Genomic DNA, 23,711 nt, shown 5'->3' on the forward strand with positions numbered 1-23,711 from the left:
TGTAGTGGTCAACTAAAACTGGCCACGGCTTTAGAGTTTTTCCAGTATCGGTTTTCCGATTCGTTTGGAGGTAATCCACCGTTATAGTCATGCGGCCTTAGCGAGCTGTAATACCCGACGATATAGTTTGTGATCGCATGAGCTGCTTCGCTAAAGTTTATATAGCCTGTCACTGGCACCCACTCGTTTTTCAGACTTCTGAAGAAGCGTTCCATCGGGCTGTTATCCCAGCAGTTTCCGCGTCGGCTCATACTTTGCCTGATCCGGTAACGCCACAGTAACTGCCGGAACTGCCTGCTTGTGTAGTGGCTACCCTGGTCACTGTGGAACATCACTCCCGCTGGTTTACCTCGGGTTTCCCACGCCATTTCCAGCGCTTTGATGGTTAGCTTGCTGTCCGGTGAGAATGACATTGCCCAGCCTACCGGTTTCCTGGCGAACAAATCGAGAACGACGGCGAGGTAAGCCCAGCGCCTGCCTGTCCAGATATACGTCACATCGCCGCACCATACCTGATTAGGCTCTGTCACTGCGAACTGTCGCTCAAGGTGATTTGGGATAGCGATGTGTTCATGACCACCCCGTTTATACCGGTGGGTGGGTTGCTGACAACTCACCAGTCCCAGTTCTTTCATGAGCCTGCCGGCAAGCCAGCGTCCCATTCTGAAGCCTCTCAGGGTTGCCATAATGGCGATACTTCTCGCGCCAGCAGAGCCATGGCTAATGTTATGCAGCTCCAGAACCTGACTACGTAATACAGCCCGCTTGCCGTCTGGCTTTTCGGGGCTTTTCACCCAGTATTTGTAGCTGCTGCGATGAACCCCGAACACGTGGCAGAGTGTGACCACAGGATACTGCGCTCTGAGTTTCTCGATTAACGAGAACTGTTCAGGGAGTCTGACATCAAGAGCGCGGTAGCCTTTTTTAATATGTCGTTTTCCATTTCGATGCGTTGTAGCTTTTTCTTTAGCTCACGTATTTCAATCTGTTCTGGGGTTATAGGAGAGGCTTTAGGTATTTTGCCCTGTCGTTCATCCCGTAACTGCTTTACCCATCGCGTCATGGTAGAAAGCCCCACGTCCATAGCACTGGCCGCAGCTGCAACTGTGTAGTTCTGATCAAGGACCAGTTGAGCGGATTCGCGTTTAAACTCTGCGCTGAAATTTCTTTTTTTCATTGGGACACCTGTATTGTTCTGAGATGAGCATATCACCTCTGTTCAGGTGGCCAAATTCAGTAAACCACTACAATACTCCATAAAAGTTCAAATCATCCGGATGGGAAAGCCTATGCTGTTCATCGAGTAATGAACGCAAATAGCAGTGTGTAAAGCAGGTAGATGTCAGCGCGATTTTTAGACTCGGAACTCTATTATCAGCATTGAAGAAAGCCGGGTTGGCATGTGCGATCGCAACGTTACGAAACTCTGTCATCTCTTTCCAGTAGGTTAAATAATGCTCCTCTGTAATATCAAGATGCGCCAGAAGCTTTTCTTTAAACACGAGTTCGTCATCCACCAGATTCTTCCAGTGATTCCCCTCGCTTTTCTTGCCGAAAACTTGGCACCACTTAATTGCTGCATCTCCTAACAAGGAATTACAAATATTTCTAAAAGGAAACAGATCGCCGAAGGCATTATCCAACCATGAAATATTATCGTACAGGGCGAAAAAAGAATGTGTACTGCGTGAAACAGCCTCAAGCGACACCATCGCATGTTTGATATTCTCTGATTTCAACGTTGCTTTACTCTAAAGGGCCAGCCTGCACATGAATAAAACATCAGCTCTAGGCAGTCTGGATACCCGATTAACGGGCGGGACACAGCACGGTGCTAACGAGTCAACTAATAAGCATTGTTATATCGCCAAGCATGCTTTAAGGCCGTGCTGAACTCAACGTCTTCTAACCGCTGGATCTCAAAGTGGAGCATCTCACTCCACAATTCCTCTTCAATCTCGTCTTGAACAGCATAAAGCTCCTCAACTTCAGCCATAATGGAGGTTATCGCGGCTCTTCGGCTGCCAAAAAGCGCCGGGTCACCATTGAGGTTAAAAACGCGGATAGTCTCCTGGGCTTTTATCAGGGCGGGGCCGGTTAACCCCGGAATGGGTACTACACGTCCGGTAGTCAGGAATAGCAAATAGTCATCCGGGATATCATCATCAGGCTTAATAAGCTGGTTGGCATCGTAGAGCTCAGCGCCGTCATCTTTATATATGCCGCACCGTTCCCAGCCCCCCGCCTTGTGTGTATCGCCACAGGAGCCAAACAAATTAGTCCATTCAAATGTCAGCGCCGGAAAGTCTTTTCTGGGTCTAAAGTGTTCAACGTGTTTTCGGTTAAGCCGACACTCGCAGTAGGCGCAAAAACCACCCTGCATGAGTAATAGGTGCGACCAAATATCGACCAAGTCAACATATCCCCATTGATCACGCCCAGCCGTAAACCTGGCCAGTTGCGCGGGTCCTTCCCTACGGATCAGCTGCTTCATCCTTCACTACCCTTCTCACGTTTTGCCTCACTTATCCTAGCTTTCATACGGCGAAGGCGGATCAGGCTGTCCGCTTTTTTAAGCTCAGGACTGTCAGGTCCAAAATGCCCTTTAATTTTGTCATAAATCGTGCGGGCGGTTTCGCTGAGGTCTTTGTATTCACCTGTGAGTGCCAGTTCGAAATCATCTAACCATTGGGCTTCTTCAACATTTGGGGGAAGGGAAAAAACCTTCATGACCTGCTCAAGGATCTCCGCATTTTCGCTTCCTCGAGTCTGGATCGGCGGCAACTCTAAAAATGACTCTGCGCTTTCTCTGTTTTCTCCAAAGACCCTTATACAACGCTTCTCGGCCGTGGAAAGAATAATTGGGCTGTGAGTTGTGATAATAAACTGCACATTGGGGAAAACTGCCCGGAGGTTAGTAACAACATCCTGCTGCCATTGAGGATGCAGATGGAGTTCAAGCTCATCTATTAGAACAATACCACGCCCGGCAAGCGGATTAACAAGCACAGGGTTTAGCATAACCAAACGACGCGCAAGATCAGCGACTAATGCTAAAAACACTCGCTGACCGTCCGAAACCTGATCGACGGATACGTCCTGCTGATCGTTGGTGACCTTAATGACATCTGCACCTGAAGCCGTTTCCACCCAAATATTACTGATGCTTGGAACAACCGCTGTAATTGCACTTGCGACGATTGTCATCTGTGCGGCAACGGAGTGCATGTTTTTTGCTGTCGTCACATCTTTTAATTGCGCAATTTGAATTTTCCGCCGCGCGTCATCGAGCAACGGTCTTAAGGAGAGCATACCCCCGTCTACAGAGCGTTGCAGATCTCTGACTAGAGTTTGCAGTTCATCAAGCTGCGAAGAGCTACTTGCCTCACGTCGCTTATGCAGCGCAATAAACCATTCAACGAAATGATCAAAACGCCCAGGGCCCGTCAATGCGTGATTGTAAGCATCAAAGCGGTCATCCCTTCTGTCCGTTCCATCTTTGGCTGGCTTACTCAAAGGGTGGGAGCGTTCAACGGAATAATACGCAAACGTGGGAAGGTTGACAGTTCTCGCTTCATTAATAATCCGCCAGATATCTCCAAACGACTTCGCGGGCTTGACGATGCTCTCTCGTCGTTCTGCCACACCGAGTGCCGATCGCGAAAGTCTCACGGAGAGATGCTTAAGCCCCTTCCCAAAGAAGAAGCTGGTGCTGACATCGGTGAATTTGTCTACTGAATCGTTTTTGATGTCAGTATATTCGCTGAGTCGCTGTCCACTGCTGTCTTCTTTAAGAATGTTCGCGCTGAACCAACTCAGAGTCTTCGCAATTGCGGATAAAATGCTGGTTTTACCACGCCCGTTATTGCCGATGATAATTGTGAGATCGTCTTCAAAGTTCACATCAAGATGCGAGAAACGACGGTAATCGGTCAGTGACAGTGTACGAATGCAAAAAGCGTTTTCAGGCTTGTAATTAGCCTCATCATCGCGCACGGCGTTCTGCAGATAATTCCAGCAGATAGAGAACCATTCCTCTGCCTTCTCTATTATCTCATCAGACGGACTATTGTCTGTGCCACGCTGATACAGTTCAAAGGCGGCGAGCAGGTTTCCACCTCTGGCGCTTCGTTCGAGTTGTTTCGTCACTTGTGTCTCCTGATGCGATCCATCAATTCAGAGGAGTATTTTGCATTCATTCTAAGAATGAACTCCGGTTCAATATGGCTCGCGAAAGCGAGCAGCCCTACCAGATACGCCTTGTCTTCTTCATCAAGCAAATCATACCGGTACTGGTTGATCAGATGCTTGATGTATCGCTTACGCTCTCGCCCCAGAGACAGGAGACCTTCATTGCTCAGTGTGACGCCAGTGACATGGCGATTGTGCGCTTTAGAAGAGAACACAGTCTTCCCACGGTTCAGGCGTAACCTTCTGTTAAAAAGCCTGTTTAGCAGCGCCTCAATTATCGCAGGCAGCGTGCGTAATACGTTCGGCATGCTGCAAGAAAATGTCAGGTCGTCAGCATAACGGGAATAGGCCACCCCCATTGTCTGGCATGATTCGCTTAACAGTCTGTCAAAGTCGTAAAGGCAAAAATTGGAAATCGCCGGTGAAGAGGGCGCCCCCACGCTCAGTATAAGACGCTGGCTGCGCTTGGCTGGCTGCCAGAAAAGGATACGCTCTATATCTACCCTGTCACTGCCGTCAAACATCGGTGCACCGTCGTGAGAAGCGTCGACACATTGCCAGAAAATCTCAGGGGTAATGGAATTAAAGAAGTCTTCCAGATCTGTTTTCAGCAGATAGGAGTTCTGCGCATGAATAAAGGCGTTATCGCGGATACTTTTACCTTCGCGATACGCCAGCGCACACGCATGAACAGGTAATGGGTAGCGCTGAATAAAGGCGCGCTGGCATTCCTTCAGAGCCTTTGCTGGCTGCGCAATGATTCTGAATCCTAATGTGCGTTTAGGAATTTTGTAGACCTTGTATTTGCTCGGCGCATTTTTCAGAAACGCTCTTAAATCCTGCTCATTCTGATTTAACAACATCGCCAATTCACTGATAACAGACATGAATTTACCTGTAAAAAAGCCCGGCAACGCTAAAACTGCCGGGCTCCACTCTTTACTGGAGGAAGCGAAAGTGTCGCAACCCGAGGGAGGAACGAGTGAGGGGGGCGACACTTTCGCAACCCCAAATTCGCTCAATAAGTTAGAGTCTGGCTAATCACCCGACTAGACGTAAAACGCCCAACGCTAAAGAGTATTTTAAGCTTATCCCACGCAGCGACACTTCACAACAATGTTTAAATCAGTTTTTTCAGTATGTTAACTTAGCGTGTCTCAGTGATGTTTGCACTCAGATTGCGAACAAAGGCCCTTTTTTGAGACATATCGCCGATTCTGCATGGCCTTGAGGCGTTACCTGGAAACTTGGCTTACTCTAATACGTCAATTCCTGCTCTCTTCTTTAGCTCATCAGGCACATGTTGCATAAGCATCCCCCCTCTAATCCACGACGCATTGGGGTGATAGACACTGAGTCCACCTTCAAGTACTAACACCGATACACCAAACCATTTTATTACTGCATGGCCTGCGCATCTAAATGGGTCTTGAGCCAGAAGTGCTCAGCCAGCTATACATTAGCAGAGCACAGTTACACTACAGCCGATCATATCATGGCTTCCGACAGGGAAAGTAAACATCATGCCGAAATTCTGTTTCTGAATGGAGCAGGATTTTTGGGTAGGGTTTGCACAGAGCGACATTTCAGATTTGGTTTGGCTGCATGCCATTACAATTCCATGTTAAATCCGAGCTAATACAGGCAGAGCAAGAGGCTTTGAGCCCCTTACTCATTTTTATAGCAAATTATCAATCCAAGATTTGACTTGTGCCGATGTTACGATAACCATCGTGGAAATCTTTACTGTACTCTTTTGCCATGTAACCCATCCGTAGCAGAAAGTCATAATAATCAGGACTTAACGTTAAAGCGTCATGTCGGCTGAACCAAGCACTATGATTCTTCGGAAAATGAGGGAGGTAAGCATAGTCAGGGTAATGAAGCCCAATGGCGCTGCACCAAGCTTTCTGTATTCGTGTTGCCATATTATCTGCACTACGGTTGGTGTAATCCCCTAGGTAGCCATAGACCTCTCGGTTGAATAGCAACAACAGATGATAATGAGGATGATTGCTGGTATCACGTTCTCTAACCCAGACATAAGATGGTAATGCAGGCTCACCAGTCCTGTCTGAGCGTTCGTGTTCTGCTCTTAACTGGCTTTTCAGTGAATCCATAAAACGAGTTATGGCCTTAGCATCTACTCGCTGGAAGCAGACAGGAGCGTCAGGATCATTAGGTATGTGATCCTCTGCGAATCTTAGAACTATAAACATCGCAAATATACGGTTATGCTGTTCCAGTGTATTACTTACCACTGCAAACGCTCTACGAAGCATATAGCACGATATCCGAGAGTTATATTTATCTTCTACTATTTGAAGCAGAGATTCAAACTCTTTTTTAGTTAAACCATAAGGCGATTTCATAATAAATTACTCAGGTAATATTTATTGATTAATGGGTAGCAGTGGGCTACCCATGTGATTAGGCGTATAGTTCCTCTCACAGAGATGGATTATCTATGCTGGTATCTAGGTATATGTTAATAAGGATATATATTACATATACCGACCAACCAAAACTAAGAAAAGATATTATTCGCTACACTCTAACCCGCAACCAACCTAGGCTCATGAGTAAGACAACTCGTTGATAAATCATAAAAATCACTCTGAAGTTATTCAGGCTTAGCAAGCTTGCTCAGTGTCAGTGATCCAGACTGGTATATGGGCGTATTAGTTTTCTCAGCTAGAGAAACAGGATCCATTTCTGAACCAGTAAATTTGACATAATTTATACCCGCCACTTCGAATAATTGCACCTTCCCTCTCGACTCAAGTTTTTCCAGCGCTGGTATCAACCTCTCAGCGCGCCTGACTGAGTTCGGACCCTTTTTGATAATGTCATTTCTTCTGAATTCGAAAGACCTATTTTCTACAAGATGCGACTCTAGCCAGAACAATATTTTCTCTTCATCGCTAAGCTCTCTTGTTGAATCAATTTTTGTGATGGCATGATTGGCAAACCAGTCTGTAAGATCCAAAGCTGACGACAAATGTTCCTTTGTTATTACTGTCGAATCAGGATCACTAGAAATCTGAAAAATACCTGCCAACTTGAGGCTCTGCTCAGGAAGGCGAGCACCTATATCATCATAGTGGTACAAGAGGCCGCCAGGTTTCATCTCCTGCTTCAAGTTCAGCAATGTTGATTCGTAGAGTTCCAGTGCATCCGGAGCCAGGGTAAGTGGAATATATTCATCTTCATTTTCTCTTCGCTTAACACCGGCTTTCATAAGCCGCGTCAAAAGTGAATACAGTTCACGAAGCGCTGACTCATCATGTGCATAACGGCCATTGGCGGTGCATGGTTCAGTAATCTGATCCATATCAATCATTAAGGTACGGGCATATAACCCAGTATCTCTGATGCTTGCCATTTTCTGTCTGAGGGTATTGTTATATGGCTGCGGTTGCATCATTAAAAATGATGAAAACACGTAGTTTTCAATAACAAAACTTTCACTGGATGCTCTGTCTACAGTTTCCTTATCTGCACACCAGTATGTGTTAAGAGACGCAGAATTATTGACGAGCCTCCTGTACACAGTTGCTGCTTCATCGTTGAAGAGAGCCCTGTTTTGATACCCCAGCCCGATGGCTTTTGCGAGTGCTTCGCTTGTCGGATTTGTTAAAATAATTGATTTTCTAACTGGTGCCTTCGGCTTTCGAGCAATACACTCCTCAAGTTCCTTAGCCGTTTCCGTTGTGTCTTCGCTCTGGCTCAGTTCTTTTTTATAACGCTTGTTTAATACTTTAAACTGCGCTTCCCAAAGAACGATGTTTCGCTCAAATACCTCAAGCTCCGTACGGTAATCTTCTTCAAACTCCCGCTCAAGTTGTAAAACCGGCTCCTTCAACTGTCTGAATATACTTGATTTTCCACTACCAGACCTTGAAAGCAGTAGCAGATACAATGCCAGGAAAGTTCGCGGTCTACCCACTAATTTAACACAGTACAAATCCTGACAAGCCAAACCCAAAAAGGCTAATAGCGCAACTGTTGCTATCTCAAGAGCCACTCCTGTTTTGTAGGAAAAATGAGAAGCCCAATACCTGATGTGCCGTGGTAATTTCCCAAAGTTCAGTTTAAGCTCATGATTAATTTCACTTTTAAATTTATTGCTCATTGCATCATCCTTTATTTTTTGCCAAAAAATTAAACTGTTCGGGAAGCGATCCACTCATCAATAGCAGTAGCTCGCCAACCAACAGATGCTGCCCCTAGCCGGACCGGTTTAGGGAACTCAGCATCGTAGTACCTCGATTTCGGATTCAGTTTTTCGTAGATACTTGAGCGCGAGATCCCAAGAATCGCCGTCAACTCAGTCATGCGTAGGATGCATAGCGGGTGTGCTTTTTGTTCACTAACGTTCGACATTTTCACTTCTCCTGTTGGATGTCTTTGGCTGGATTAGAAATTTGCCATAGCATCTGGGATAGTGTCCGCGTAGAAAAATGGAAACCAACCGGAGGAAGTTCAGTGGCACATGCATTTGCAAAACTGATGTACGACGTCTGTCAGATTTTGGGAGTATTCAGGGAAGGGAGTAAACAGCGGGATATACGAGCATATGGAAGTTTTTGGCGTCATCAGGCGTTTTTTAATCAGCGCTATAATGAGATAATCGGAATAATTGATAAAGAAAGGGTATTCAGTGAAGAAGAACGTCGTAGTTTGTTCTACAAATACGAAATGTTTTATAACCAAATCATGTCTTACCCCGTATTCAGCACTCTGACCCGGAGCCAAGTATTCGAACGTTATATTCAGCTCGGGGTTTCTTCATGCTTGGCACTTGATATACACAAAACCTTCAACACCACTAATAACAGTGGATTCTACTTTCATATTCATAGTTTTTTGTTGAGTAATTATAGCCCAACACTGGAAAATAATGAAAGGGATATCCTACAAGGAGTAAAAAACTATTTAAGGGACCTTATCAAGTCATCTAACGGGAGTTATAAAAAAGTTTTCAGCCCACTGCCTGAACATATAAGAAATATCAGAAAAAACAGTACACCGATAAAATCATGGATGAATAGTGCCATAGATGAATGCATTGAAGATTCCAAAATAACTTTAGGCAATAATGAGTTTGAGATAATAAAAAAACAACTGGATGATTTTAAAACAGCCTACTCTTCGCTTCGAATCCTGCTGGCTTTTGAACGAAGAATCGGCCTGACTAAGTATCTTTCCAGTTCTTACAAACATATCCACGAGGGAGGTGGAATGAATGACAGCTATTATTCAGCATTAAATCAATATCTTTATGAATCGAAACACTTCGATGAAAGACTGCTGGTATCAGTAGTCGAAGAGTTTCAGAAAGAAACGAACAAACATGATTTGATAGAGATAAATGAAGATACATGGATGGATATCAAGGTCATCTGGCATCTTGTTTTCAGTTCTCTTCAAGGTGACGTCTTTTCTGAATTAGATTTGATAGAGTTGTCTATCAACCTTAAAAATTCTCCAGACTCAGTTGTCCTGACACCTTATCTGACGTTATCTAAAATAATACATAACATTTGTATAGACGATTTAAACGAGGCAAATAAAAAAGCTAATGCAATGTCAATTAATGAGCTACCCCCAGGTTTTATCTCAGCGGCTATTAGTACTATCAAGTTAGCTCTTAACATCAAATTAAATGGAAATACGATAAAAAATGGAGAGTTACTTTCAGATATAAATACAATTTTAACGTATCGCGGCGTTTATACTGATCATGTCAATATCGATCGCAAATTTAAACAACCCGATTTGATATTAGTAATGTGTGCAAATAACTTGATAATAATGAGTGCGATAAAACAATATAATAATATGGTTCAGATGACAAGTTTCTACAACGAGCTTGAACCATCTGCCATCCACCCACAGTCTATAACAGGCATTCTGGATGAAGTTGAATCTGCATTGGGGAAAATAAATAAACGGCTTGATGAAACCGAGAAAGTTATTAATAGCGAAGAACTGGCCAAGTTAATTATAGATGAGAAAATATTAACCGTTCGGGAGTGCAGACAAAACCTCGTAAGCTATTTGAATGAATTTACATTGTACAATTGCATTCTTAACCTGAATTATATAAAGCCTTACCTGACACTCCCTGGGGAGAAGTTGGTGCATATTTCCGGGCTTGTCGGTAATTCAGAAGAGCGTGTAATTAAGCGAGAATTTTTAGCTGAGGCTATAAGAATTGTAAATGAGAGAGAAGGGAAAATTAAACCTTTAGCTGAAGGTGAGAAATCTCAAAAAATGGCGCTATTACACGACCTGAGCAGTGAGTGTTTCAAAAATGGTGAGTGACCCCCTTTATCCCTGCTACAGCTGCTACATGTAGCAGCTGTAGCAGGAGGTTGTATTTCATTTTTTACATTATCTGCATACAACTCTATGGCATCCCTCATAGAGCTGTATGAATTGTTGACTATTTATAGCCTTCAAACAATGAAGTCTGAAGAAGCTCAGACAATAATACAGACACCTCGAGATTACCAATTTCTCCTTTTAACATTGGTAATAAACATAAAAAATGGGGCTTTCAAAGTTCGGTAGAAAACCAAACACTCTGGTTTCTTGACAATGCTCTTCTTGCTAAAATCGTTAACAGTGGAAGGAGTCTTAAATGTACATATCAGAAATTCGAATTGAGAACTTTCGGTTGTTTGGAGCCGCCGAAAACGCCTTTGTACTAACACTAAATCCAGGGCTAACCGCATTGGTTGGAGAGAATGATGCAGGAAAGACCGCTGTGATTGATGCCATCCGGTTAGTGCTAGGTACACGTGACCAAGATTTTCTGCGCATTGACACCAGTGATTTTCACCAAGCCACTCCGCACTCTGAACGCGCGGATCAAATAGTAATCCGACTGACATTTAGTGGACTTACGGCGGCAGATCGTGGTGCCTTTTCAGAATTTCTGACCTATGAAACGATTGGGGAAGCAGTCGAAACCGTACTCATCATCACTTGGGTGGCAAAACGCAATACTAAAGAAGGAAGCTCACGCCGGGTGCTTCCACCCGAATGGCGTACTGGCGCTATAGGGGATGGACCATTGCTTGATCTTGGAGCGAGATCGCTATTGACGGCGGCTTATCTACGTCCCCTTCGCGATGCCGAACGTGCGATGAGCGCAGGCCGAGGATCACGATTATCGCAAATCCTACAGCACACAAAGGAAATACGTGAAACAGGAAATGCTTTCGACCGACATATCGATCCGCCAGTTGACCCGAAAACTTTGAGTATTCTCGGACTTGGAGATTATGCCAGCTATTTATTTGGTGAGAGTGAAGGTATTAAACAAGCACGCAAGCGTCTCAATGAAGAATATCTTGCTCCACTGTCATTCGCCAACGATATGCTGCTAGCACGGATAGGCGTCGCCAGCACACAGGAAGATAACCTCCGATTACGCCAACTACTCGAAAAACTTGAACTTACCTTGACTGGTTCGGCCGAAGTCGATAACCATCATAGTAGGGGACTTGGCTCTAACAATCTGCTATTCATGGCTTGTGAGTTACTTCTGCTTGCAGCCGAAAGCGACGGTTTTCCATTACTATTGATTGAAGAACCAGAGGCTCATCTCCATCCTCAGCGCCAGCTTCGTCTTATGTCTTTCTTGCAAGAACAAGCAAAAAAAGAACGCACTGACCATCAACATATCCAAATTATCGTCACAACACATAGCCCTAGCCTTGCCTCAGAACTGCATCTTGACAATATAGCTTTAGTTGAGGGTGGCCGAGCCTTTCCACTATGTAAAGGTAAAACTCAGCTTAGCCCATCGGACTATCGCTTCCTTGAACGCTTCCTCGATGTGACCAAGGCTAATCTATTATTTGCTCGGGCCGTAATGATTGTTGAAGGCGATGCCGAAAATATTCTATTGCCAGTGTTAGCAAAACTTCTCGGCCGCGATTTCCATCACCACGGCGTGTCAGTTGTAAATGTTGGTGGCGTCGGTCTTGGTCGCTATGCACGAATCCTCATGCGCCAAGATCCCGAGAATGACGGAATGATTAACATTCCAGTTGCATGCATCACTGACATGGACGTAATGCCTGATTTAGCACCATGGATCGTCGGCAAGCTCGAGGAAGGTCAACAAGTACCAGTTATACCGCCATCGAAACGACAATGGCGAATTAAAGCAGATTTTCCCGGTAATGCACTAGAGCAGCGCCGCATTAATCGACGAGCTAAAGCGTCGGGTCAGAATGTCGAGAGCTTCGTGGCGGATGAATGGACACTCGAATATGATCTCGCTTTTCACGGCCTCGGTAAGCAAATGTATCAGGCTGCGTCGCTCGCACTAGCTGACGATCGACTCAACGCTGGTACAGTCATCAAAGCCGACATTATCAATGCTGCTGACGCAGCCTATGAGACTATCGTGGATAGTTCTACTGACCGAGAGATACTCGGTTCGCATGTCTATGCGTTATTCGAGTCGAATGGAGCATCAAAGGCAATCGCTGCACAGTATATGGCAGAGCTATTAGAAAATGACATTGAATCAGGCAGGATGGATTCGAACAGTCTGCTTAATCAATTACCTCCTTATATCATTGCAGCGATCTCGCATGTAACTACACCATTCGATATAGCGATCAATGACACTGCAACTGAGGACTGACCTCTATGTTTGATGGCCTTATTCGCGAACAGGATATTGCTTGGGCAGCAGCACTGATGGGAGTGGGAGCCGATGGGTTTGCTCCGGTCGGCGATGATGATAGTCGGCTAAAAGCAATGCTAAATCTCGAAACGACCGATTTCGAGGCATGTCCGGGAAGTGGTAAGACAACATTGCTTGTTGCCAAACTAGCGGTACTAGCGATGCGTTGGCCATACCGCCAGCAAGGTATTTGTGTACTTTCACACACCAATGCAGCTCGTAACGAGATTGGCGCTAAACTCAGCAACTCAGCTGCTGGAATCGCACTCTCACGCTACCCACACTTTGTTGGAACAATCCATTCGTTCGTCAATGAGTTTCTGGCCCTGCCATGGCTACGCTCGAAGGGTATAGCTGTGCGCTGTGTTGACACGCAAATCGCCCTTATGAAGCGCTGGAATATGCTTCCGAATAATACACGTTGGGCGTTACAGCAGAATCGATTAACAGAAGCATGTCTAATCTACACACAGCCCGACTACTCTGGTGGCGCTACTGGCAGATTCGGGCCACAGACTCCGACTTATCTGGCGATACTTGAGGCTCGTCGCACTATTAGCGAGCAAGGTTATTTCTGTTTCGATGAGATGTTTGTGTGGGCTAATGAGTTGTTGGACAAGAATCCTGAGGCAGCAATGGATCTACGTCGGCGCTTCCCCTTAGTATTCATAGATGAAGCGCAAGACAATAGCGAGGAACAATCGGCACTATTGCATCGTATCTTCTGTGCTGGCGATTCACCATCGCGACGGCAAAGATTCGGCGATTCGAATCAAGCAATCTATTCGCGAGCGGGACTCGAAGGTGCTAGTACCGATCCATTTCCCGGCTCTGTCGTCCATGTTCTTCCGCGAAGCTATCGCTTTTCCCAAGACATAGCCGATAAAGTAAAGGGCCTCGGCGTCGCGCCGCAGGCATTAATTGGCGCTGGTCCACCGGCCCGAATAAATGCCGAACCCAAAGCCCCAACAATCTTTCTCTTCGACGATGCATCAGTGCAATTAGTCCTTCCCCGCTATGGCGAATATCTTATTGAATCCTTTGATGCAGCAGCTTTGAAGTGTGGTGTGTTTACTGCAATCGCTGGGGTCCACGAGCTAAAAGAAGATGGCCTCGTACCCCATGCCATGGGGCATTACGTACCCACCTATGATCCCTGTAGCGTACGAAAGGAAGCAACTCCGAACAGTTTCGCGCAATATCTGGCTCGCGCATATATTGAGATTATGGGCAGCAACAACTGCGAAAAATTGGTGAATGCAACAGCCTCAGCATTGCTGGCCGCAAGTGAGTTATCAGGTAGCATACATAGCAGAGTATCGCGAAAATCACCGCATCGTCGAGTTGTTGAGCTTTTGGACGAGACAGAGGCAATTACAAGCTATAGGGCGCTACAAGAGAAACTCTTGGCAACTCGTGGAAATATTACGCAAGATGATTGGAACACAGAATTGCTCCCATTAATTGTGTCATGCGTTAAGCAGTTGAGCGGCTCTTCAGTAATTGGCAATAGCGTCACGGCTTTCCTCGCCTGGCCACAGGTCAATACGTTGCAAGGGGGGGAGGCAATTCTCACGCAGAGCACTAATTTTGTATCTTATCCAAAAACTTCTCCTCAAGTACAAATCCGACTAGGGTCAATTCATTCCGTTAAAGGCGAAACGCATACTGCAACGCTTGTACTTGATAGCTTCTACTTCAATCATCATCTGTGCGAACTAAAGCCCTGGTTACTCGGAACGAAGGCCGGTGGTTCGAGAGTTAATAAGAGGGGGACAACAGTATTTGAGGGGCCACGTATGCTTGGTCGATTGAAGCTTCATTATGTAGCCATGACCCGCCCAACTCACCTCTTGTGCCTAGCGATGCGCAAAGACGCGTTTGTAGATGAAGAACTTAGTGTGCTCGCAGGTCGCGGGTGGAACATTATCGATTGTTGTGCTTCTATAATCCCTAAAGACTATTGATAAGTGGCCCTCAAGAGCCACTTATCAAAAGAGACTTAGATCATCTTTTTTAAATATTGCGTTGCCGAAAAAACCTTGGGGGCTTATTACGAAATTTATTTCGTTCAAAGTTTTCGAATAAAATAACCCCCAGCATTGCTGGCACTGCAATAATATACAGTGAATATATACCGAGCCCCCATCCATCCGGAATGGAAAAATTAAAGTGAGAATTAAAAAAACTTGGGACCCCGAAACTAATTACTCCCCCCACCAGTGCTCCAAGAGTTCCTCCCCGTACCCTGGCATTAGTAACTTCATGTTTTGTAGCCTCATACGCAACTTCTGCTTGGCAACCAGTACATACCATCTGACCGTGGGCAACAAAAGAATTACAGTGGCCACAGTACCATCCAGGGGTTTCTGGCCCTTCATCTTCTAAATGTCTACCTTCAAGCTCTTGTCTAATTTTACTCTCAGTTAGACTCTTCCATTCACGAATCACAACTTCTGTATAGATTTTTTCATCACTATCAATAAGTTTCGCACAATTCTGGCACAGCCATATTCCATTTGATATATGTTTACGTTCTTCATTAGAAATAAATGGATTAAATCTAGGCCCATTCTGAGCGGCGGCGGTTATATGTGCCGCAACACCAATACGCGTAGCTTTTCCCTCATCATAATTGGGCCCAGATGTTAGGCAGTTACAGCCTGGGTTAGAGCAACGATTAGCGACTCTTTCCTGAAGGGTTTTCTTTACTTTTTCAGTAAATTCATCTCGAATGTTAACCATGATGTTCCCAATTAGCTATGCTTGTTCGAGCTCTGTGCTATATAGACCGTATGATCTAATCTCTAAGTATTCTGATATTTTTGCGTTAGCAGACAGTTAAACTAATTTAGCGGGCCGCCCTGTCTAGGTCAACATCCCTGTTTTAGGGTTGAAATTGCTAAACCACAATTGAAAAGCTAGTGCCACTTCTATCGCAGAATGATAGTAACTTTGGCATAATAAGCTGCGACGATCGGTAAGTTTATAGAGCTTCCCCACATCAATTAACAATTTTCATCCTCTCAACAGAGCCTGTCCAGGGGCTTCCAACATGATGTCAATATTTACGCTTGAGCTAAGGCAGTTACCAAATCCTGTGTCAGTAAGGTAAATTGTAAGTTCAACAATGCTTCTCCACCGGCAGTCAGTTGTCCATGTAGCAAAGCATTCCCTCCCTCAGCTACGTCTATTCTTCCAGCAATACACTCTTCATTTAATTGTCGGAGACACATTTGAACTTGGGTGCCTTCTGCTATCTTCTCAAATTTGCCCAAGGCACTAATCAGTGCTTTTTCATTTTCCTGGCGCACAGACTGCTCCAGATGAGGTCTTTCTGCGGTACCAAGGTTGAAATGGCGTAGTCCATCAAGCTCGGTGATAAGTGACAATACAGGTTGCGCAGCTTGAGTCAGTGTATCGTTAAGTCGATTGATTTTTAATTCATCAAGCCAGTCATCAACCGCGTATGGAGATGCGAAAAGTTTAAATATCGCGCTAACGGTTAGTTGTGATATTACAATCCCTGCAATGCGGGGAATAACCCAGAGACGATGATGCTCTCCAATTGCGCTCTGAATATGTTCTCCATTTTCGTCAAGCCATAGCAGCCAATCTTCTGGATATTCAACATCAATAATCGCCAGAAACTCTGATGTTGGCCACGGCAAAAGTTGCTCCCAATCTGGGCGAGCGTAGAGTTCCGCTTCAATCCCTCGATTTCTCAGCCGGCCCTCTATCTCCAACAGCTTCTCCATGGCTAACTTATTGAACTGTCGCATTATTACTCTGACAGCGCTGCTCAATGCTCCTCCACGTGCAGCCGCTTTAGACTCTGCAAGCCATAAACGTGTAGGATTTACTCCCTGAGAGCCCGCTGCTGCTGACAACAAACGTAGTGATGTGATTAGTTCTTTCAGTCGAGTGAAGGATTTTTCCGGATAGCCTCCTACGAGTTCCCAAGGGTAATCCTTACCTTCCTCTATGTTCCTTAACAGATCTTTTAGCCACGCAATATATGCGCCATACCTTTCAGGTAAAGATATAAACCGCCAGATCATATCAGCGGAACAGGAAAATAATATATTCTGAATCGGAGTAGTATGTAGTTCTGTATTTAAGCCAATAAACTCCCCTCCTTTCGGTGGGGTAAGCTCGCGGGAAGCTTCATGCACGGCCCCAAGTTGTTCCAGAACTTTAGATGAAGTGGTTTTACACCGCAGGATCCCATCCAGTATCTTCTCAACTAGCGGAACGAGTTTATCTAACAGTTTGATCGATCTCTGTAAATAATCCGTATAACTTTCTGTTCCCACTAGTCCAGCAGTGGTTGCTATCCACCGTTTGTTCCATTCTGGTAATGCCGATGGTGGCAGGTTCTCTCTTGGTATTCGCTTCGATGCAAGGGGATAATCAGGAGTGCCTGAGAGAAAACCACCCGGAGCTATAGCATCTACAGCGACCATTGCAGCGGATGGATCCAATCCAAGCAAAAGTGTGCAAAGACTTACAACATCGTCATGTATGTCTGTCTGGACCGAATGTGCGACATGGAATATTGAGCTACGTAGTAGCCGACCTTCTGGCACGGTTTCAATACTGACAGATCCAGCCCATGGTACTTCTCGTGGAATACGCGCAATTAAATACTCTGGAGAATAATTACTTAACCAAGCAAGAGGAATACCAGGATCGATGAGCCGAGCCACACCAAGTAGATCTGCAATAGCCACAAGCTCCAGCCCATCAAAGCAAGGTCTTAACTCAGCCATAACTTGTCGAATATTTACCGGAATATCTATACCCAACATCGCTCCCAAGACCCCCCGAAGATTTGATACCTCGGACGCAGAAATTATCTGCTTAACAGTAGTAGAAGATACTTGGGTAAATAAAACTAGTCTGGGATCTTCCATAGAGCGTGTTTGCAGCAACCGCATTGAATCTTTTATACGTTCAGGAAAAATATTATCCGAAAGATCGGCATCAGCAATGGCGAACATAACAACGCCAGTAATCTGAGTTGATTCTAGGCCTAGGGTCCGTGCTTCAGGTATCCAGCCTCTCAGCGTCATCTCAATATGTGCCTGACCAAGCCCTGAAAGGGCGGCAATTAGCGTTACGGGTTCGCACTCACGTTCGATTCGAGTCGCAATCGCCTTAATCAAAATGTCTTTAGCTTTCGGATAATGAATAATGACATATGCCGCCAAGGTATCCAGATTCGAATGATGAACGACAAGCGCTGCTTCTGCGATGGTGTGCGAAAGTGTTGGTGGGGGATATTTATGGCAAAGGCGGAATATAGCCGCAGAACGTAGCTGATGTAACCCTCTCAAGAAACCGTTTTGTGGTTCGGATATCAGATGTTCGTCAATGAGCCGCCGTAGTGCTCTGGAAAGATCGTTCTGAGATAGACCTAAAACTTCTGCCAAACGGTTAATATCAACCATAGCCCCTGCGGCCCCAGCCAAGGAGGTAATACGAAGAATAGCTAATTCAGCATCCCTGGCCTCCCTAAGTCGACTATCTATCTGTTCCCCAAGAACAATTTCAAGCCTCTCACCTCGAGTGAGGATATGCGTGTATTCAAGTAAAAGTCCGTTACTTTGTATCCAAGGCTCTCGCCAGCCTGCCCATGTAGTATGATTCTGATGAGAAAGCTGTCGCCAAATTCGTTCAGCGACATCTTCCTCCATGGTTGGACGGACCTCTCCGGCAAGAGACCGGGTTGTCAGCATAAAAGCATCTTCCTCTCTGATTGAACCAAGTAGAAGAATGCCGCTTCCGGCTCTTGCCTCACGTAGCAAACCATCCCATATATCAGCTTTCCCTTTACCCACATCATCAAAAATAAAACCAACGGGCGCTGTAGAGGATGCTCTCAATGAACGGGTAAAGCGGATAAGAATGTGGGCATCGGAGCTGTAGCCTCGCGTAATCTCAAACCAACGAACTGTATGTCGACTGGCTCGTGCCACTTCCCACATAAGTGCTGATTTTCCAGTACCCGACTGACCAACGATTAGAGCGGCTTTTTGAGTTTCCAGCATCTTCAAAACTTCGCTGCGTGCTGCAGGTCTTTCCACGACAAGGCCTGCGGCAAGATGAGCAGGCCGTGTATTCATTCCCAGATAAAATGCAGGATCGTCTACAATAGTAATAAAATCAATAGCATCGCAATATCCTTCACGTAGAGCAATTTCCATACTCGCCACATCAAGAACAGGCTCCATTCGACGTAAAATAGCTTCGACATCGGATATAGCCAATCCTTCATACCTTCCGTCCTTCACCATCCCATTCTCATCTGCCAAACCACCAATGTGGTTTAGCAATTCGCCGTAGTAAACTTGTGCGGCCACTGGTGCACAGGGAAATGTATCACTGATGGTTTCAATTGCTTGTTCCGCAGGTTCAGCAACAATCCAGATGTGGGTACGGGATGAAAGTAATTGCCAGCAAGCATCTCCCTGCAGAGCATCAACTAAACCTGAATGCTCAGTTAGGACATAATCTGTTTTTGGCCCGTGTATAATAGGACGTTCAAGGATCAAGTTAAGTTCTATACTTGGATCAGAAGATGCTTCATAACGGTTCCATAGCGCCCTTACAAAACCTACGACATCGCTAACCGGGAATAACCCCATGTGATCACGACGGGACTTAACTTGAACAAGTGCAGAAGAATTTATGCCCTTTAATTCGTAATCATCTCGCCCCTCAGGAATAACAAGACCATAGGAAAGCTCTTGGCTCCAACAGCGAAGCGCCAACCATACTCCTACCGCATCTTGGTATCGAAACCCTCGCCCCGCATGTGAGCCAGCACCTGATTGATTACGTTTCTTGTATCCCATGGCATTTCATCTTCTCTATTCAAGCATTCTCAGATAAGAGATATACTTTTGCATGGTCATTTTCTTTAGAAAATTCATTACAATAAGTACTATTATTCTACTTCAAAGTTATTCATGAGGCTTGATCTGTCTCCCAAGAACTAAACAGAGCAGACCATTAGCACCAACATTCTGAAATCATTACAACTATAGATGCTGACTTAAGACTAGCATTTTAAATAATTTCAAATAGATATCATCATGGTGAGTCCCCTCGCATCCTGACCGGATTGCGTAAATTTTTGTTTTCACGCCGAGATATCTGTATGAATAAATCTAAAGGCCTTCAGGCTATTGAGGAGCCGCTGGCTTCTCTCCCTCACACTATCCGCAACCATATTCTTGAACGTCTTCGTAGCCTGACGCAGTACGAACCTGTGATAGGTATTATGGGCAAAACAGGGACTGGTAAGTCGTCGCTCTGTAATGCTCTCTTCCAGGGAGAGGTAACACCTGTCAGTAATGTTGACTCCTGCACTCGTGATGTGCTGCGCTTCCGACTTCGCAATGGCAATCACAGTCTAATGATTGTTGATTTACCGGGAGTGGGTGAAAGCGAGCAACGCGACGAGGAATACACCACCTTGTATCGCCGCATCCTGCCAGAATTGGATATGGTGCTGTGGGCTATCAAAGCCGATGATCGCGCCATGTCGGTGGATGAGCATTTCTATCGGAGGGTTATGTTGGCGTACCAGCATCGGGTTTTATTTGTGGTGAATCAGGCCGACAAAATCGAACCCTGCCACGAGTGGAAAACTGCCGATAACCAGCCCTCTGCGGCGCAGCTGTTGACGATTAAGGCGAAACAGCATGCGATGCAGCAATTGTTTCTGCCGCAGCATCCAGTCTGCATGGTGTCGGCCCGTACCGGATGGGGACTGAATACGATGGTGGAAACCATGATGCGCTGCCTGCCTGACCGCGCCACCAGCCCACTGACAACACAACTGCATGGAAGGCTCTGCACCGAGCCGGTAAAAAAGCAGGCACGTGAGCGCTTTGGTCATGCAGTTGATGAAATGATTGGCAATGTGGAGTCATCATCTTTTCTGCCAGCGCCTGTAAGGGCTGTGATTCGAACCGTGCGGGAAGCCGTGGTGACCGTTGCCCGTGCCGTCTGGGACTGGATTTTCTTCTGAAAAACCGCGTATAGCGGACACTTCCTGTCCTTTCCGTGCTCAATTAATGAGCGATTAATACACCTTCAACGCGTAAAGGCGCATTACAACTGTAATCCTCGCACTGAAAAAATACGCCTTCCCATGTCCATACCCTGTCCGACCCCTTCGTTACACTAATCACTTAATTTTCAGCCTGTTAACGGGATGGAGAAAATCTAATGTCCCAGACTGAGCGTCGCCATGAGCGGCTGGCGGTTCGGCTGTCCCTCATTATCAGCCGCCTTGTTGCTGGCGAAACACTGGATATGGGCCTTCTTGCCGCAGAGTTTGGTGTATCGCTCCGTACCCTCCGCCGGGATTTTCGTGAGCGACTGATGTACCTGGACCTGGAATATCGCGACGGCACCTGTCGTCTGCTTTCAGGTAGCCATCAGCGCGAACTGGCGGTGCTGACTTTTGCTCGTCAGTCAGGTGTGGAGGCCTTGTTTCCTGACATGGATAACCACATGGTCAGCTCACTGCTGAGTGGGCCCGGTGAGTCTCCGTGCCTCATATGGGCAGAATCGGAGTCATTGTCGCCACCCAGGCCAGGCATATTTACACGCCTTGTCAGGGCTATATCAGAGCATCGTCGCGTGACGCTGCTGGCTGAAGGTTGTCGTTGCTCAGGGCTTGCACCATACCGCCTCGTACTCTGCGGCGGGCATTGGTATCTGACTGGCGAGCATCATCATCGCGTGGCAGTGTTTCCGCTGAACGATATCCATGCGGTTACCTTGCACCCGGAACTGTTCGTGCCCGACCTTCAGATTCGTAACGTTCTCGCCGAACCGGAATTACTTAGAGCCCTTCCTCATTTTCACGTTTTTCACTCACTGCTCGCCAGAACTGGCGACGGTCTTTTACCTCATAAGGAATCATGATGAAGAAATTACTGATTACAACGGCACTGGCCGTCAGTCTCTGCGCTGGCGCTACCTTTCCGACGTCTGCCGAAACTGTCGTGGGTACCGTCAAATTCTGGCAGTACATGCAGGCGGATGGCTGGAAGTCGGCCGATGGCATGGATAACGACACGCTAAACAATACGCTCTATCAGGCCAGTGTGATTGGCAATTATCCCTGGACCAGGCAATTCCTGCTGCGTCAGCGGGGTGGTGGTGCTTATTTTCTTGCCGATAAGAAAACGCATACTGTGCGCAAGCTGAATCTGAAACCTGCCAGCGGTTATTACTCCGACCTGACATCGGTCTATCAGGGCGAAGACCAGGGGAAAGGGTGTTACTTCACTATCATCGATACCCAGTATCAGCTGGAGCTGGCTGACGAACCTCACAGCAACCAGATACTTGCTGCATTCTCGGAAAACTGTGTCAACAAACAGCAGCAGGCTGCCCTGGCGGCGAAGCGTTCTGCCTCAGAGCAGAAACTGCAGCAGTGGGTAGCCCAGCAGAGTCTGGCTGAGTTGTGCCGACGAACTGGCAACTGCTGAAGCAACGGAACGGACGAATAATAAGGAATCTGCACCATGAAGAAATTGTATCGACCTGTTCTCACTGTTTTGATGGTTATCGGTGCCATGGGGGTTTCTGGCTGCGACCGCAAGGAAGATGCGGGTGTGAAAACGATAGCCAGTTTTAAGGACCTGACTCCGCCACCGTTCAGCAAGGTTGTCTCGCATAAATCCGATATTGCCCAGGAATGGGTAAAGAAGGATGCTTTCGGCACACCGCAATATACGGTGATGAAAACCAACCAGTCGCCGGAAGGCTGTGAGTCAGGCAATTATTACTACATTGCGGATATGCAGCAGAAAACGGTGCAGCCTCTGATTGCTGCCCTGTGTCTTGCGGACAATATCACCCTGAGCTTCCGGATTGAAACCGACAGCTACACGGGTGAAAAATCGGTGGTGTATTCGCACGATGGCAAGGAAATGGGGAAACTCTATCTGCCGGAGAATCAGGAGAAAAATCCATGAAGAAGCTGAAAGGCGTTATCTCAGTTTTCGCTCTGAGCCTTTGTCTGCTTTCACCGGCTCAGGCCGAAGAACAGCGTTACATCAGCATCCGCAACACAGACATGGTCTGGGTGCCGGGCAATGTCTGCGTGTGGCAGTTTCGCCTGGACAACGGCGGAAGTGGTGAAGGATTCGGGCCTCTGACACTTTCCCTGCGTCTGAAAGATAAAGGGGGAAACACGCTGGCCATGGGGAATATGGCAGTGGCTGCATTTGGCGACAGCGATGCCACTCGCTCTCAGGAAGCCTCGCTGGAGAACGAATGCGTGGAAAACGTCAGCTCCGTCGAAATCATGAAGGCAACAGAAGAGCGTAATGGTTACCAGATTGACCTGCCACTTTCCGTTTTCGACCCGCAGTACTACCGACCTGTACAAGTCACGGTTGTCGGTGGTAAGGCATCTTAGCCGATTCGCCATCTGTTTGATTCAGCCCCTGTCGCTAATGCCACAGGGGCTTTTTATTTTAGGGGGCCTGTATGACTGAACTCACTGAATTGCCTGATGGACCGTTTACTCGCCAGCAGGCAGAGGCGGTTGCGTCTCAATATTCCAACGTTGCTATAGAGGACGACCTGGGGACACATTTCCGTCTGGTTGTCCGTCATGAGCGTTGCATGGTCTGGCGAGCCTGGAACTTTGAGCCGGATGCCGGTTACTGGCTGAACCGGTATATCACTCGTTATGGCATCCGCAAATTTCCTGCATAACCACCACCAGCACATCACCGATACAAACAAAGTCAGGCCACACCTCTTTCGGGAA

The 23,711-nt window shown here is 46.4% G+C and carries 19 protein-coding genes; 9 read left to right on the top strand and 10 right to left on the bottom strand.

All coding sequences use genetic code 11. The features are described 5' to 3' along the window. Positions 1 to 8: 8 nt before the first annotated feature. The 8 genes from OGV69_RS08105 to OGV69_RS08140 all read right to left on the bottom strand — a co-directional run bounded on the left by OGV69_RS08105 (position 9) and on the right by OGV69_RS08140 (position 8,577). Positions 9 to 1,177, bottom strand: a protein-coding gene (locus OGV69_RS08105; RefSeq protein WP_114140367.1) for an IS3 family transposase whose coding sequence is annotated in 2 segments (ribosomal slippage) — positions 9 to 928 and positions 928 to 1,177 — 1,170 coding nt in all. Because the reading frame shifts where the segments join, the coding sequence is not laid out codon by codon here. 67 nt (positions 1,178 to 1,244) lie between these two features. Next, complete coding sequence (locus tag OGV69_RS08110) at positions 1,245 to 1,739, bottom strand: hypothetical protein (protein ID WP_141700258.1); 495 nt, start codon at positions 1,737 to 1,739, stop codon at positions 1,245 to 1,247. Between the two features lie 107 nt (positions 1,740 to 1,846). Beyond that, positions 1,847 to 2,494 (bottom strand): retron Ec78 anti-phage system effector HNH endonuclease PtuB, encoded by a 648-nt coding sequence (gene ptuB / locus OGV69_RS08115; RefSeq protein WP_045898148.1) that lies wholly within the window; start codon positions 2,492 to 2,494, stop codon positions 1,847 to 1,849. Next, entirely contained in the window at positions 2,491 to 4,149 is a 1,659-nt protein-coding gene (ptuA, locus tag OGV69_RS08120; RefSeq protein WP_069325323.1) for a retron Ec78 anti-phage system effector ATPase PtuA, read from the bottom strand. The genes ptuB and ptuA overlap by 4 nt, the downstream gene beginning before the upstream one ends. Further along, positions 4,146 to 5,213 (bottom strand): retron St85 family RNA-directed DNA polymerase, encoded by a 1,068-nt coding sequence (locus tag OGV69_RS08125; protein WP_247672846.1) that lies wholly within the window; start codon positions 5,211 to 5,213, stop codon positions 4,146 to 4,148. Before OGV69_RS08125 ends, ptuA begins: the two co-directional genes overlap by 4 nt. A gap of 669 nt (positions 5,214 to 5,882) precedes the next feature. Then, positions 5,883 to 6,563 (bottom strand): inovirus Gp2 family protein, encoded by a 681-nt coding sequence (locus OGV69_RS08130; protein WP_069325321.1) that lies wholly within the window; start codon positions 6,561 to 6,563, stop codon positions 5,883 to 5,885. A gap of 251 nt (positions 6,564 to 6,814) precedes the next feature. After that, the gene (locus tag OGV69_RS08135; RefSeq protein WP_069325320.1) at positions 6,815 to 8,326 is read right to left on the bottom strand and encodes a DUF3987 domain-containing protein; all 1,512 of its coding nucleotides are present in this window, start codon (positions 8,324 to 8,326) and stop codon (positions 6,815 to 6,817) included. Between the two features lie 29 nt (positions 8,327 to 8,355). Further along, entirely contained in the window at positions 8,356 to 8,577 is a 222-nt protein-coding gene (locus OGV69_RS08140) for a helix-turn-helix transcriptional regulator (RefSeq protein WP_069325319.1), read from the bottom strand. A gap of 24 nt (positions 8,578 to 8,601) precedes the next feature. Here OGV69_RS08140 and OGV69_RS08145 point away from each other — a divergent pair, with 24 nt between their 5' ends. From OGV69_RS08145 to OGV69_RS08155, 3 genes are all read left to right on the top strand, one after another. Next, complete coding sequence (locus OGV69_RS08145; protein ID WP_141700257.1) at positions 8,602 to 10,521, top strand: hypothetical protein; 1,920 nt, start codon at positions 8,602 to 8,604, stop codon at positions 10,519 to 10,521. A 319-nt stretch (positions 10,522 to 10,840) separates the two neighbouring features. After that, the gene (locus OGV69_RS08150) at positions 10,841 to 12,862 is read left to right on the top strand and encodes an ATP-dependent nuclease (RefSeq protein ID WP_069325317.1); all 2,022 of its coding nucleotides are present in this window, start codon (positions 10,841 to 10,843) and stop codon (positions 12,860 to 12,862) included. 5 nt (positions 12,863 to 12,867) lie between these two features. Next, entirely contained in the window at positions 12,868 to 14,871 is a 2,004-nt protein-coding gene (locus tag OGV69_RS08155) for a UvrD-helicase domain-containing protein (protein ID WP_069325316.1), read from the top strand. 49 nt (positions 14,872 to 14,920) lie between these two features. Here the strand turns inward: OGV69_RS08155 and OGV69_RS08160 are convergent, their stop codons facing one another. After that, on the bottom strand, positions 14,921 to 15,649 hold the full coding sequence (locus tag OGV69_RS08160) for a hypothetical protein (RefSeq protein WP_074458560.1): 729 nt from the start codon (positions 15,647 to 15,649) through the stop codon (positions 14,921 to 14,923). Positions 15,650 to 15,972: 323 nt separating this feature from the next. Then, positions 15,973 to 19,764 (bottom strand): hypothetical protein, encoded by a 3,792-nt coding sequence (locus OGV69_RS08165; RefSeq protein WP_069325315.1) that lies wholly within the window; start codon positions 19,762 to 19,764, stop codon positions 15,973 to 15,975. Between the two features lie 305 nt (positions 19,765 to 20,069). On the opposite strand from OGV69_RS08165, the gene OGV69_RS08170 reads away from it, so the two are divergent. The 6 genes from OGV69_RS08170 (at position 20,070) to OGV69_RS08195 (ending at position 23,656) form a co-directional block, all read left to right on the top strand. Continuing rightward, positions 20,070 to 20,945, top strand: coding sequence for a GTPase family protein (locus OGV69_RS08170; protein ID WP_069325314.1), 876 nt, complete (start codon positions 20,070 to 20,072; stop codon positions 20,943 to 20,945). A 200-nt stretch (positions 20,946 to 21,145) separates the two neighbouring features. Continuing rightward, positions 21,146 to 21,850, top strand: coding sequence for a helix-turn-helix transcriptional regulator (locus tag OGV69_RS08175; RefSeq protein ID WP_014226755.1), 705 nt, complete (start codon positions 21,146 to 21,148; stop codon positions 21,848 to 21,850). Then, the gene (locus OGV69_RS08180; protein ID WP_069325312.1) at positions 21,850 to 22,419 is read left to right on the top strand and encodes a hypothetical protein; all 570 of its coding nucleotides are present in this window, start codon (positions 21,850 to 21,852) and stop codon (positions 22,417 to 22,419) included. The genes OGV69_RS08175 and OGV69_RS08180 overlap by 1 nt, the downstream gene beginning before the upstream one ends. A 36-nt stretch (positions 22,420 to 22,455) precedes the next feature. Beyond that, the gene (locus OGV69_RS08185) at positions 22,456 to 22,908 is read left to right on the top strand and encodes a YfjS/YafY family lipoprotein (protein WP_000737933.1); all 453 of its coding nucleotides are present in this window, start codon (positions 22,456 to 22,458) and stop codon (positions 22,906 to 22,908) included. After that, positions 22,905 to 23,354, top strand: a complete 450-nt coding sequence (locus tag OGV69_RS08190) for an IrmA family protein (RefSeq protein ID WP_014226752.1) — start codon at positions 22,905 to 22,907, stop codon at positions 23,352 to 23,354. Before OGV69_RS08185 ends, OGV69_RS08190 begins: the two co-directional genes overlap by 4 nt. A gap of 71 nt (positions 23,355 to 23,425) precedes the next feature. Continuing rightward, positions 23,426 to 23,656, top strand: a complete 231-nt coding sequence (locus OGV69_RS08195; protein ID WP_014226751.1) for a DUF905 domain-containing protein — start codon at positions 23,426 to 23,428, stop codon at positions 23,654 to 23,656. Positions 23,657 to 23,711 lie beyond the last annotated feature (55 nt).

Origin of the sequence: Citrobacter sp. Cc139 (assembly GCF_030334645.1) — a bacterium.
GTDB classification, from domain to species: domain Bacteria; phylum Pseudomonadota; class Gammaproteobacteria; order Enterobacterales; family Enterobacteriaceae; genus Citrobacter; species Citrobacter werkmanii.